Source organism: Streptosporangium sp. NBC_01639 (genome assembly GCF_045209755.1).
Classification (GTDB): domain Bacteria; phylum Actinomycetota; class Actinomycetes; order Streptosporangiales; family Streptosporangiaceae; genus Streptosporangium.
Genome location: NZ_CP109272.1, coordinates 2,130,805 through 2,143,753 on the forward strand (window position 1 = coordinate 2,130,805; position 12,949 = coordinate 2,143,753).

10 protein-coding genes are annotated in these 12,949 nt (G+C 70.4%); 4 read left to right on the plus strand and 6 right to left on the minus strand.

Translation table 11 applies throughout. The annotated features are described in order from the left end of the window. Positions 1 to 178 precede the first annotated feature (178 nt). Positions 179 to 1,222, plus strand: a complete 1,044-nt coding sequence (locus tag OHA77_RS09515; RefSeq protein ID WP_406317514.1) for a LacI family DNA-binding transcriptional regulator — start codon at positions 179 to 181, stop codon at positions 1,220 to 1,222. Between the two features lie 137 nt (positions 1,223 to 1,359). Here the strand turns inward: OHA77_RS09515 and OHA77_RS09520 are convergent, their stop codons facing one another. The 3 genes from OHA77_RS09520 to OHA77_RS09530 form a co-directional block, all read right to left on the minus strand. Continuing rightward, positions 1,360 to 2,229 (minus strand): class II glutamine amidotransferase, encoded by an 870-nt coding sequence (locus OHA77_RS09520; RefSeq protein ID WP_406317516.1) that lies wholly within the window; start codon positions 2,227 to 2,229, stop codon positions 1,360 to 1,362. Between the two features lie 115 nt (positions 2,230 to 2,344). After that, positions 2,345 to 3,775 (minus strand): glutamate decarboxylase, encoded by a 1,431-nt coding sequence (locus OHA77_RS09525; RefSeq protein ID WP_406317518.1) that lies wholly within the window; start codon positions 3,773 to 3,775, stop codon positions 2,345 to 2,347. 226 nt (positions 3,776 to 4,001) lie between these two features. Next, entirely contained in the window at positions 4,002 to 4,910 is a 909-nt protein-coding gene (locus OHA77_RS09530) for an SDR family NAD(P)-dependent oxidoreductase (protein ID WP_406317520.1), read from the minus strand. Positions 4,911 to 5,032: 122 nt separating this feature from the next. On the opposite strand from OHA77_RS09530, the gene OHA77_RS09535 reads away from it, so the two are divergent. Together OHA77_RS09535 and OHA77_RS09540 are read left to right on the plus strand one after the other, a co-directional pair. Beyond that, positions 5,033 to 5,197: a cold shock domain-containing protein gene (locus OHA77_RS09535; protein ID WP_406319809.1), complete on the plus strand. Its 165-nt coding sequence runs from the start codon at positions 5,033 to 5,035 to the stop codon at positions 5,195 to 5,197. Between the two features lie 198 nt (positions 5,198 to 5,395). After that, positions 5,396 to 5,950, plus strand: coding sequence for a hypothetical protein (locus tag OHA77_RS09540; protein ID WP_406317521.1), 555 nt, complete (start codon positions 5,396 to 5,398; stop codon positions 5,948 to 5,950). 30 nt (positions 5,951 to 5,980) lie between these two features. On the opposite strand, the gene OHA77_RS09545 is transcribed toward OHA77_RS09540, so the two are convergent. Further along, complete coding sequence (locus tag OHA77_RS09545) at positions 5,981 to 6,811, minus strand: SDR family NAD(P)-dependent oxidoreductase (RefSeq protein WP_406317523.1); 831 nt, start codon at positions 6,809 to 6,811, stop codon at positions 5,981 to 5,983. Between the two features lie 167 nt (positions 6,812 to 6,978). Between OHA77_RS09545 and OHA77_RS09550 the strand changes: the two genes are divergently transcribed. Beyond that, positions 6,979 to 7,410, plus strand: coding sequence for a MarR family winged helix-turn-helix transcriptional regulator (locus tag OHA77_RS09550; protein ID WP_406317524.1), 432 nt, complete (start codon positions 6,979 to 6,981; stop codon positions 7,408 to 7,410). 388 nt (positions 7,411 to 7,798) lie between these two features. Here the strand turns inward: OHA77_RS09550 and OHA77_RS09555 are convergent, their stop codons facing one another. Together OHA77_RS09555 and OHA77_RS09560 are read right to left on the minus strand one after the other, a co-directional pair. Then, positions 7,799 to 9,406, minus strand: coding sequence for an RICIN domain-containing protein (locus tag OHA77_RS09555; protein WP_406317525.1), 1,608 nt, complete (start codon positions 9,404 to 9,406; stop codon positions 7,799 to 7,801). A 333-nt stretch (positions 9,407 to 9,739) separates the two neighbouring features. Next, positions 9,740 to 12,931, minus strand: a complete 3,192-nt coding sequence (locus tag OHA77_RS09560) for a S8 family serine peptidase (protein ID WP_406317526.1) — start codon at positions 12,929 to 12,931, stop codon at positions 9,740 to 9,742. Positions 12,932 to 12,949 lie beyond the last annotated feature (18 nt).

The window sequence follows — 12,949 nt, forward strand, 5'->3', positions numbered from 1 at the left end:
AGGTCAATGTTGTAGTCATTTTTTGGGATCGCTTGCATTAGGTTGCAGCACTCCGGAGGTTCAGGTCAAGGCTGAAATATGTTTTTAACCTGGGTTAATTTCCCTCCACCTCGCCAAGTTTTTATGATCTTGTGGCAAAATTCTCCTCTGAATGGGATCGATCCCAGAAAGAAGGACGATGGCGATCACGCTGAAGGACGTCGCCGCCGCAGCCGGGGTGTCGCGCAGTACGGCCTCCCGCGCACTGAGCGGCTCACCGCTGATCGCCTCGGAGACCCGGGTGGCGGTGAAAGAGGTAGCGGACCGGATGGGCTACCGCCTCAACCGCGCGGCCAGCGCCCTGCGTTCCAAGCAGTCCCACGTCGTGGGACTGGTGCTGAACAACCTCATCAACGCGTCCTTCCACACCATCGCCGAGGTCGTGCAGCGCCGTGCCGCGGCCGAGGGCTACCAGGTGATGCTCTGCATCACCGACGCGGACCCGCGACGGGAGGAGTCCTTCCTGCGGACCCTCGCCGCGCACGGGGTGGACGGGCTGATCATGATAGGAACGGGCCGGAACGTGGCCATGGCCAACGCGCTGCTCGCCGAGGGCATCGGGGTCGTCAACGTCATCCGCGCCGCCGCAGAGAGCGCCGCACCGTCGGTGCTCGCCTCCGACCGCGAGGGCGCACACGCGGCCACCTCACATCTGCTCGACCTGGGTCACGAGCGGATCGGCTTCATCGGCGGCCTGCCTAGCGCCAACTCCGGACTGGAGCGTTTCGCCGGCTACGAGCAGGCGCTGAGGGAACGCGGCCATCAGGTCGACGAGTCGCTCGTCGAACGCGGGCCGTTCGACTCCGCCTTCGGCGCCGAGGCGACGGAGCGGCTGCTGCGCCGCAACCCGGAGATGACGGCGCTGTTCGCCGCGAACCACGAGGCCGTGTTCGGCATGCTGCCCACCCTCGTCGGCGCGGGCATCGTCATCCCCGAGCAGCTCTCGCTGATCTGCTACGAGGACATCCCCTGGCTGCGCTGGTGGCAACCTCCCATCACCGTCGTCGACAACGGGGCCCGCGAGCTCGGGGATCTCGCCATGAACCTCCTACTACAGCAGATCGAACGGACCGACCGGTCAACGGCTCCGGACCAGAGGGGCCGGGCCGGCCGGGCCTACCGGGTGGGCGCCCAGCTCGTCATCCGCTCCTCCTGCGCGAAACCGGCCGCGACCACGAAGTGACCTTCGCTCCGGCTGTCCGGCGGCCGGAAGGTGGATCCCTATGCCGAACGGCGGGGTGACCGCCGATCAGCGCTCGCGCCCGATGCCGCAGACCGCGGCCATCCCCTCGCATGCCCGACGAGGAGGTGAACCCGTTCTCAGGTTGCCCGCTGCGAGGCGGCGGCCTCGGGGCGCAGGTCGGTGAGGCTCAGCCGGTGTGCCGGCTCGTCGGGCAGCACGACCTGGTGCGCGGCGCTGAGATCCGGTCCGATGTGAAGCAGCTCGCCGGGCTCCATCAGGCGCCAGTGGGGGTTGTCGTCCATGCGTTCGCTGGCGACCACGATCGCGGGAGCGTCGGCCAGCTCGCGGGAGCGGACACGCATGCGGCCCGCGCTGCCGCTGTGGTCGAGGTGCCGGTCGCCGTGGTGGCCGCCGGCGGCACGCTGGAGCACGTACAGCTCGTGAGTGTCGGGGTAGCGCAGCGCCCACAGCTCCTCCGGGGTGGTGAGGACCAGGTTGAGGGCGTAGACGGGCAGGTTCCGGGCGATCCAGCGGGCGGCGCTCTCGATGCCTGCGGTGACGTCGCCGCCGTGCGCCCTGGTTTCGCGGGTGATCAGGGCGAAGAAGCGCTCGGAGTCGGTGTCCCCTTTGACCAGCGACCGGTCTTCTCCCAGCTCCGCGTCGAGTCCGGCCATGTCCTCGATCACCCCGTTGTGGGCGAAGAGCCGCCCGTCCTGCAGGAAGGGATGGGTGTTGCGGGTCTCCAGGCCTCCGGTGGAGGCGAACCGGACGTGGGCCAGGAAGGTGGCGGATTCCACGTCCCTGGCCTCTTCGGCGAAGCGCCGGTCCTGGTAGGCGGCGATGGGGGCCTTGTGCACCTCCGGGGTGCCGTCGGCGTCGAAGTAGCCCAGGCCGGTCCCGTCGGGATCACGGCGGCTCTGGTCGCTCAGGCTGTCGGGCGCGTCCAGCAGCCAGAAGGTGGCATGTGTACGTTGCGGGACACTGCTCAGTCCGAACAGACGGCACATCTCGGGTCTCCTCTCCATCGACTCCGTCGGCCACCGGCGTGGAGCCGTGGCTCCGGCCCTCACCACGGAGGCCCTGCGCGACCGGCGGCCGTACCCGGCCGATGACCGGACGCTTTCAACCGCGGCCCGGCTGCCGGGGGCGTTCGGTCTCGACGCCGTGCGCGAAGCCGCCGGCGTCATCGGCGCTGCGCTGCGGTTCACCTTGGCCCTCCAGCCGGGGCAGGACCCGGCGCAGGTCTTCCATCAGCAGATCGGCCAGGTCGTTGCTGAAGCCGTTGCGGACGACGATCCTCAGCACCGCCAGGTCCGTGCGGTTCTTCGGAAAGGTGTAGGCGGGCACCAGCCAGCCGCGCTCACGCAGCGCGGCCGAGACGTCGAAGACCGTGAAGGTGTCGATCCCCTCACGTACCCGGAAGGCGAACACCGGCGCCTGGCCGCCGTCGGTGATCAGCTCGAACTGGTCCAGCTTGGCGATCTCCCCGGCCAGGCGGGTCGCCACGTCCCTGCACGTCTGCTGGACCCGGCGGTAGCCGTCGAAACCCAGTCGCAGGAAGGTGTAGTACTGCGCGACCACCTGGGCTCCTGGGCGGGAGAAGTTCAACGCGAAGGTCGGCATGTCCCCGCCGAGGTAGTTGACGTGAAAGACCAGGTCGTCCGGGAGCGCATCGGAATCACGCCACAGTGCCCAGCCCACCCCGGGCATCACCAGTCCGTACTTGTGCCCGGAGGTGTTGATCGACGCCACCCTCGGCACCCGGAAGTCCCAGTGCAGGTCAGGGTCGAGGAAGGGGGCGATCATCGCACCGGAGGCGCCGTCCACGTGGATCGGCACATCGAGTCCGGTCCGGGCCTGCAGGTCGTCCAGGGCGGCGGCGATGCCGGCGACGGGCTCGTAGCTGCCGTCGAAGGTGGAACCGAGGACGGCGACGACACCGATGGTGTTCTCGTCGCACAGTTCGACCGCCGTCTCGGGGCTCAGGTGGTACCGGTCGCCCTCCATGGGCACGTACCGGGGTTCGACATCGAAGTAGTCGGCGAACTTCTCCCAGCAGACCTGCACGTTGACGCCCATCACCAGGTTGGGCCGGTCGGCCGGCCTGCCCTCCCCGCGGCGGCGGTGCTGCCAGCGCCGCTTGAGCGCCAGACCACCCAGCATCGCCGCCTCGCTCGATCCGGTGGTCGAGCAGCCCGTCGCGCGATGGGGATCCTCGGCATGCCAGAGCCGGGCGAGCATGTCCACGCACCGCATCTCCAGCTCCGCGGTCTGCGGATACTCATCCTTGTCGATCATGTTTTTCTGGACGCACTCGGCCATCAGCCGCTGCGCCTGCGGCTCCGCCCAGGTGGTGACGAACGTCGCCAGATTCAGCCGCGCGTTGCCGTCCAGCATCAACTCGTCGTGCACCACCTGGTAGGCCGTGTCCGGCTCCATCTCCCCGTCCGGCATGGCGTGGCGGGGAACCCGGACGGGCTCCCGGCTGAAGATCGGATTGATCTCCAGGTCCCGGCTTCCGCGGCCGGTGTGACGAGGTTGCTTCAAAGGCATCGTCTCGCATCCTTCCCGAGCCGATCGAGCACGGTCAGCTGGTCTTTTCCCCTTTGGGCCGGATACCCCCGCCACCGTCGCGCGACACCATCCTGACCGGGCGAGGCCCCGGGAGCCGGTCCTGCCTCCCGGGGATGCCCCACCCTGGTCCTCCCGGACCGCCCCCGCGCAGCCCCCGGCGCCTCGGCGCGGACACCGTGAGCCGCGCCCCATCGGACCGGCCCGGCTACAGGCCGGCGGTCATCCCGCCGTCGACAAGGATCTCGGTGCCCGTCAGGAAGCTCTGCCCCGGCTCCGCCACGGCCAGGACGGAGGCGGCGAGCTCCTCGGGCCGGCCGATCCGTTTGAGCGCGTCGACGTTGGCCGCGCCCCACTTGACCACCTCCGCCTCCCACTGCTCGTCGGTCAGTCCATCCGGACGGTTCACCTCGAAGATCGGGGTGCGGATCGTGCCGGGAGCGATCGCGACCGTCCGGATCTTCTTGCTCCCGTAGTCGAGCGCAGCCGCCTGGACGATCCCGGCGAGCGCCCGCTTGCTGGCGGCGTAGGCGGATCCGCCGGGCCGGGTGGCGGTGCCGGCCACCGAGGAGGTGACGATGATGACCCCGCCACCGCGGTTGACCATGTGCGGGATCTGATACTTCATCGCCAGGAACACCCCCGTGACATTGGTGGCCATCAGGTCGTTCCACTGGTCCAGCGAGGTCTTCTCCAGCTCCACGAACCAGTTGACACCGGCGTTGTTGAAGGCGATGTCCAGCCCGCCGTACTTGCCGGCGATCTGGTCGACGAATCTGCGCACGTCGTCTTCCCGTCGGACATCGGCCCTGACGTAGGTGGCCTCGCCTCCGGCTCTGCGGATCTCCTGTTCCACCTCGCGCCCCAACTGGGTACGGCGCCCGCAGAAACCGACCTTCGCGCCTTCCTGGGCGAAGGCCACCGCGGTGGCCCGCCCGATTCCGGACGTCGCACCCGTGATGACGACGACCTTGTCCTCGAACCGCCGGGCGGCGCCCTTGGCCGGAGCAGGAGCCGCTTCGGCACGCCCGGCCGTTCCCACGACCGCGAGTCCCGCCAGCCCCGCCGCCGCCAGCATCGACCGCCGATCGACGGAAAAAGCTGTGTTCTCTGCCATCTGTCGTCTCCCCGGAGTAACAAACATGCGAGCTTTAGCTCGCCTTTTGGCGAGAATACAAGCTTCTACTCGCATTTGTCTAGATCGCCAAGCAGGTCACCGGACGAGCGCGCGAGTACGCCATCACAGCCCTTCCCGCCGGCCGCGGCGACGCCTTCGTCCGTTTCAGCGCGGTCGCCGCAGACGGCTACCGCACTCTCCGTGAGGGAGACGCCGTCGGGTTCGACATCGAGGAAGGGCAGCAGGAGGGCTTCCAGCTCCGCGCCCTGAACGCCCGCGAGCCGTGACGGCTCCGCGCCCTGAACGCCCGCGAGCCGTGACGGCTCCCCGCCCTGAACGCCCGCGAGCCGTGACGGCTCCCCGCCGGTAGGACCTGCCGGTAGGGCGACTCGGAACACGCGCCACCCCGAGGACCACCGCATCCCCCATCCGCGCCGCAGCGACGGTTAGCCGTTACACCGGGCCTCGTGGGATCGTTGCGCCTTATGAGCAGATCGTTGAAGATGACACACGTCCTCCTGGTGGCCGCGTTCGCCGCCGGCCTCTCCGCCTGTTCGGCGGAGGACAACTCGTCTGCCTCCTCCGCGGCCCCGGCCGCCTCCGCCTCCTCGACCGGGCCGGAGGCCGCCGTCACCACGCCTCCCGCCCCGGCCCCCTCCACGGAGCCCGCGTCCCCGGAGCCCACAACGGATGCGGCAACAGGTGCGGCAACGGATGCGCCGGGCGAGGACGACGGGGCCGGAGACGCGGGGCCCGCCACCTACCTGCTCGGAGAGCTCAGCGCGAGCGCGGATCAGCCGGGCCGGATCACGGTGCAGATCGGTGACGGCGACGCCCAGCAGGTCACGCTCAGCCCGGACGCGGCGGTGCTCGACACGCTGGGAACGATCTGCGGCAAGGGCACCGGTAAGGCCAAGGCCCCGCACAAGTGCACCGTGGCACAGCTGGACAAGGCGCTCGCCGCGCGCAAGTTCCCCTATGCCAAGGTGACGCTCAAGGCTGGGGCGGCCGTACGGGTCGAGGTGATGGTCAAGCGATGACCGGCGCCGGCAGCCCCCCTTCTCCCGGGGTCACGGATTCCGCGGTTGCACGGGGCTGCCCTGACGATACATCTGCGGCGGCTTGTTGCCGGCCTGCTGGCCGCCGTCGATGGGCAGGGTGACGCCGGTGACGAAAGAGGCCCGGTCGGAGCAGAGCCACACGACGGCGTCGGCGACCTCCGCGGCCTGACCGATGCGGCGCATCGGTGTGGCGAGACCGGCCAGTCGCTGGGCCTCCTCGCCCGCGGCCTGGATGTGGTGGGTGAGGATCGGCCCCGGAGCCACGACGTTGACGCGGATCCCCTGGTCGGCGTAGTCGAGTGCGGCGACCTTGGTCAGGCCGATGATTCCCGCCTTGCCGGCCACGTAGGCGGCAAGGTTGGCGGTGCCCTGGATACCGGCGGTGGAGGCCATGTTGACGATGGCACCGCCGCCCGAGGCGAGCATCGCCGGGATCTGGTACTTCATGCCCAGGAACGTGCCGCGGATGTTGGTGCGGATACCCCGGTCGAAGTCGTCGGGGTCGATGTCGGCCAGCGGGGCGAGCGGGGGCCCGTCGGTGGCGTTGTTGAACGCGGCGTCCAGGCGGCCGAACACGTCCAGCGCCTGCCGGACCAGCCGCTCGGAGGACATGGCGTCGCCCACATCGGTGAGCACGGCCAGCGCCTCACCGTCTTCGGCGCGGATGGACTCCGCCACGGACTCCACCGCCTGCCCGTCGCGGGCACCCAGTACGACGGCGGCGCCGGCCTGGGCGAAGGCCCTAGCGGTGACGGCGCCGATGCCGCGGCTGGCTCCGGCGACGAGGGCGACCCTGCCGGCGAGCGGCCGGTCTCCGGCCGAGTGCGTCGTGGCGGTCATCGCGGGCTCCGGGTGAAGGTGAGGGCGTTCATCGAATCTCCCTGTGGATGCGAGGGCTCTCTGTCGATGCGAGATGGGCGGTCGCATCTCGGCGGCCCCCTGCCAAAAAACATAGATATCTAATGATTCGATGTCAAACGTTTAGAGAGCGATGTTAGCGTTGGCGCATGCCGCCACCCTTCGGGCCGCCGATCGGCCTGCACCTGACCCGCACCGCCAAATCCGTCGGCCGCGCCTTCGACGAGGCACTGGCCGCGGCGGGCGGATCGTTGCCGGTGTGGCTGATCCTCATCTCCCTCAAGACCCGGCAGCTGGGCAACCAGCGTGAGCTCGCCGAGGCGGTCGGCATCCAGGGGGCCACGTTGACCCACCACCTCAACGCGATGGAGAGCACGGGCCTGCTCACCCGCCGCCGCGACCCGGCCAACCGGCGGGCCCACATGGTGGAGTTCACCCAGGAAGGGGAGGCGCTGTTCCACCGGCTGCGGGAAGCCGCCATGGCTTTCGACCGGCAGCTGCGCTCGGGCCTGGAGCAGGAGGACGTCGCCGCCTTCGAGCGGGTGCTCGCAACGCTGGCCCGGAACGTCCAGAACGGCTGACCGCGGCCGTCCGGCCGGTAACGAGCGGCTCATCGCGGCGATCATCACAGCCACGACCGTGGACCATGACCTGGACCGGCCCGCCCGGCTGCTCGCCGTACCGGACGACGAGTCCGTCCCGCCCCCGCCCCCACCACGGGGCTCGGTGCGAGAATCCGGACGATCGCCGGAACCGTGGAGACCTCTCCGGGTGGTGACGGCCGGTGTCAGCGGTAACGCGGCGGGCCTTTCCCGTCCGTAGGTCACGGACGGGAAAGGCCCGTGGTGCGGGCATGAGTCCCGAGCCCGGACGCCGTGGTTCCTCTCCCCCGCCGGACCGATCCGGCCGCCCCGGAGGCGGATCGAGCGGTTGCGGACGACGGCGCGGCCCCGGTCTACCCGGGTGGGATCACTGCGGGACCGAGTCCGCGCCGCCGACACCGGCGCCCGCGGCCGGCGGGCTGGAGGACGCGGAACCGGCCGAGTAGCCGTACGGCGGCGGCGCGACGCTGCCGTCGGCGCGCAGCCAGTCGCTCATGGTGCTGCCACTGCTGTTCGCCCGCGTGATCGTGGAGATGTCGTAGAAGTTGCTGCCCGTCCACGTCAGCTTCGCGTCGCCGTGGTCCTCCGTGATCGTCTTCGCGGCCTTCACGTAGTTGCCGTCGGCGTAGATCTTGCCGCTCTTGCCCAGGCCGATGAAGTAGTCGGTGACGTCCACGTAGTTGGCGAACAGGTGGGCGTACCCGAACCGCACCCGCGGGTGACGGGTGTTCGACCGGTCGAACCAGTTGTGGTGGTAGGTGGCACGCAGGTAACCCGTGTCCTGCGCGCCGTTGCTGTCGCTGTGACCCAGCAGCATCGACTTGTCCGTGCCGACGAACCGGTTGTAGGAGACCGTCACCAGGTCCGACCCGCGCTTGACGTCCACCGAGCCGTCGTAGGACGGGTAGAACGTGTTGTGGTCGACCCACACGTGGTGCGAGTAGCACTGCACGTTGACCGAGTCATCGGCGGAGTCCCGGAACGTCAGGTTCCGGATGATCACATTCTGGGTGTGCGTGAACGCGTCCTTCTCGGCAGGGTCGCAGAGGTCGCCGCCCCACGCGACCTCGTCCGGGCCCCACCCGTTGACGTCGAAGCCGAATCCGCTGATCGTCGCGTTCGACCCGACGCCTATGACGGTCTTGTTCGACCCGACGTCCAGCATCTCCGTACCGTTGCCGCTGATCGTGCCGGACACCCGGACGATCCGGGGCGCGTCGTCGGCGACAGCGGACGCCAACTGCGCGTAGGTGCTGACGGTCACCGTCTCACCGCCGGCGCCGCCGTTCGTGCCGGCCCGGCCGTACAGGTTCAGGGTCGCGAAACCTTCCAGACCTGCGGCGTTCCCCGGAGAGCCGGTCGGCGTCACCGTGGGGGTCGCGGTCGGCGTCGCGGTGGGTGTCACCGTGGGGGTCGCCGTGGGCGTCACCGTGGGCGTCGGGGTCACGGAACCCGCGGAGACCAGTCGCCACTGCTTGGTCGCCACCGAGTCGCAGGAGTTCTGCTGGACGAGGGCGCCGGCCGAGGTCGCGTTGTCCTTGGTGTTGAGGCACTTGCCGCCGTTGGCGTTGACCACCCGGTAGTCGGATCCGGAGGCGGTGAGCTGCCAGGTCTGGGACGAGGCGCCCGAGCAGCCTTCCTGCTGGACGGCTTTGCCGGCGGAGGTGCTGGCGTCTTTGACGCCGGCGCATTTGCCGCTGTGGGCGGCTTTGAGCTGGAATCCGCCGCTGACGGCGGTCAGGTTCCAGGTCTGGCCGGCGGTGCCGGCGCAGCCGTTCTGGACGAGTTGTACGCCGTCTGCGGTGCTGGCGGCCGGTACGGAGAGGCAGAGGCTGCTTGCGGCGTTGACCAGGGTGTAGGCCCCGGGTGCGGGTGCGGCCGCCGCGGCGGTGGCCACGCCGGCGACCAGTCCCGAGGCGCCGAGTGCGCCGGCGACGGCGGCGACGGCGATCTTTCCGTTGATCCTTCGTTTCACTTCCGGGCTCCTTGCTGGTCCGGCAGACCGGTGTGGTCTGCGGTTCGGGTTCCCCCCAGCGAGCACTCAGCGTTCACATATGTGATCGATATACACATAGATGAACACTGACACGGTAGGAAAGCGTTTTCCCATTGTCAATCGACGATGAAACTTTCACGAGATGAAAAGTTCACATACACCCGGGCGACGGCCGAAAGACCTGAGCCCTTGCCAGCCGACAGCAGTACAGCCTGGCGATAAGGGAAGCCTGCAAGATTCGACGGCCCCGGCCGGCCAGGAGCGGCCGGCCGGGGCCGGCCGCTCCACCGGGTGTCCGGTACGGCTACCGGGTCACGACGGCCGGATCCGGTAGGCCCGGATGACCGTCTGCTCCGCGGTGTTGCCCGCCTTGTCCAGCGCTCGGGCGCGCAGGGACACGAACCCGTCGCCGGCCGGGTGGCGCAGGACGGCCGCCGACCCGTGGATCTCGGCCTTGGTCCAGGTGGCGCCGTCGTCGTAGGAGACCTCGACCGAGAGCCGCCTGACAGGGCCGGCGGCGCTTCCCGCCAACGGCTGAACGGTCACCGGCACGGTGAAGCGCCGCCCGGACGGGGCGGAGTTCTCGCTGTCGAGGGCAGGGCCGAAGCGCACGACCGACACGGGCAGCCGCTCGGGCGTCTCACCCGTGACGTGCCCGGACCGGAACGTCCACACACCGGACACGCGCGTGGACAGCGTCGCGGGCGCCCCGCGCTCGGTGTCGACGACGAGGCGGTAGGCGGCCTCCCCTGCGGGCACGGTGAAACTCGTCTCGATCTCCGGCTGCTCGCCCACGAGGGTGCCGTCCCGGTAGAGGGCGGTCCGCTGCGTGGCCCGGGAGGAGTAGCCGAGCGATCCTCTGGCGTCGCCGTACATGAGCAGATCGGTCGAGATGACGTCGCCGGTGCGGCTGACGCCGCCATGTCCCGGCGCGCCCGCCCAGGGCAGGGCGGGCGAGAAGACGCCGCGGTTCCACGCTTCCGGGTACGTGCGCCCGGACCGGTAGACCGTGAAGGGCGACTCGAAGCGGTTGATCCGGCCGTCGGGGGCATACTCGAACAGGTAGCGCTGCCAGCGGATGCCGTCGTCGGTGTTGACGTACTCGACCTGCTTGAACGGCGTGCCGAACGTGGTCTGCGACAGGTAGGAGAAGATGGCGCCGTCGCGCGGCCAGGCGCGGCTGGCCGCTTCGGCCTCCGCGTCGGGCAGGTGGCGGGCGTAGTCGGTGGGGATGGCGGCCAGGTCGCGCTGGGCCACGCGCCGCTCGAATCCGTTGACCATGCCTCCGGTGTGGAACCAGGTCAGGCGGTAGGCGTACGGGCTGCCGGTCCGGGCTGCGGCCCACTGTCCGGCGACCTTGGTGCGCACGCCCGGATGGGCGCGGGCGGGGCCGAGCTGGGCGGTGAACGCACCGTCGTAGGAGTCGGCGAGCCAGCCCCAGCTACGCGGCGTCCCGTCGGCTTCCTGCCACTGGTAGACGATCTCGGCCAGTAGCGGGGCGGCGTCGGCGCGGGGAAGCGTCAGCGAGATCGGCCGGCCCAGCCGCGCGTCGGCCTCCACGGTCTGCGGCCGGTCCAGGTGGAGGTCCGGGTGGACGAGGAGCGTCCTGCTCTGATCGTCGACGATGACGGTCCTGATCTGCCATCTGCCCTTGGGCAGCCGCAGGGTGACCGGTCCCTCGGGCTCCTCCAGGTCGATCGGCGTCTGATCGGCGTCCAGCCGGTACAGCGTCGTGTAGACCTGGGTGGCCGGCCGGCCGTTCCTGTCGGTGTGCCGGAGCGTGAGATCGTAGCTCTCCACCTCCTTGTTGACCCCGACCGGCGTGCTGAGGGTCAGCCCTCCGTCGCCGGTGGCGACGACGTGCCCGCCGAGGAGGCCGTCGGGCCCTCCGGCGCGGGTGTCGGAGGTGACGGTGGCCTCGGCCTGCCCGCCCGCGGGGATGGCCAGCGTGGCGGGCGTGACGCCGAAGGACGTGTCGCCACGCACCTCCAGGCGGAGGGTCACCGGCTGCTGCTGGTGGTTGCGGTAGACGATCTTCTGACTGGCCGGCCGGTCGTCGTCGTGCGGCCACGCCTGCCGGCCGAAACCGAGGCCGGGCGGTTCGGCGGTGACGGCCTGGCCGGTGCCGCGGGCGGCGTCGACGAGCCCCGCGCCCTGAGCGAAGACCCCGATCCCCGGCAGCGGCCGGGCGGTGCCCATGAGGGCCGCCTTGAGCGTGCCGCCCTTCCAGCCGGGGTGCGCCCCGGCCAGCAGCGCGGCGACGCCCGCGACGTGCGGGGTGGCCATGGAGGTGCCGGACATGGCGACGTAGGAGCCGTCGCCCGGGCTGTCCTTGCCACGGGCCGCGGTGATGTCCACGCCGGGGGCGGTGATATCCGGCTTGAGGCCGTCGTCACCGGCGCGCGGCCCGCGGCTGGCGAAGTCGGCCTGCTCGCCCGACTTGCTGACCGCGCCGACCGCGAGCGCCGCGTCGGCGGTGGCGGGCGAGCTGATCGTGCGATCGGCGGCGTAGTTGCCGGCCGCCACCACGAACAGAGTGCCGTAGCGTTCGGTGAGCGTCTTTACGGCCTCTTCCAGAGGGTCGAGTTCGGGGGTGTCGGTGGACCCGAGGCTCATGTTGACGACTCTCGCGCCCTGTTCGGCCGCCCACTGCATGCCCGCCAGGATGGACGAGTCCGTGCACCACAGCGACTCGCACACCTTGCCGTCCAGCAGCGTCACGTCCGGCGCGACGCCACGGTACGTGCCGCCTGAGGCGGCGCCGGTGCCCGCGATGGTGGAGGCCACGTGCGTGCCGTGCCCGATCACGTCGCGTTCGTCCTGGGCCTCGGTGAAGTCGGCCCGTGCCGTGACCCGCCCGGCGAGGTCGGGATGGGTCGCGTCGATCCCGGTGTCGAGCACCGCCACCTTGACGCCGGCGCCGGTGTGCCCGCGCTCCCACGCCTGCGGCGCGCCGACCTGTTTGACGCTCACGTCGAGCGAGACGCGCCGGCGCCCGTCGAGCCAGACCTTCCCCGTACCGCCCGCGAGGGCCTGCCACGTCCGCGCGGCGTCGTCTCTGCGCTGCCGTACGGCGAAGCCCCGCACCGCGCCCAGCGATCTGAACCCGGTCATCGCGCGGACGGCCGGCGCGGGACCGGAGGCCCCGGTCACGAGCAGGGGGAGTTCCTTGCGGCCGTCGTCGTATCCGAGCTCCAGCAGCCCTGTCACGTCGAACAGCCGGGGGTCCAGCCGTCCGGCGCGAACCAGTACCGCGGCGTCGCCGGGTAAGACGCGGAGCCGCCCCCGTGCTTCGTCGGTGAGGAAGGTGACCTTTTCCCGGCCCTCGCCCGGCTCGACGATCGCGCTCGTCGGGCCGGTCACCGTCACCTTGTCACCGGTGACCAGTGTGACCGTCCGCACGCCGGTCACCGCCTGGTCGCCTGCCTCCGCGACCGCCTGTGGCTGGACGGTCAGGGCCGCGGTGAGCACGGCGACGCCGGCCCACCTTGTCGTTCTCTGCACCCGGTTCTCCGATCATCG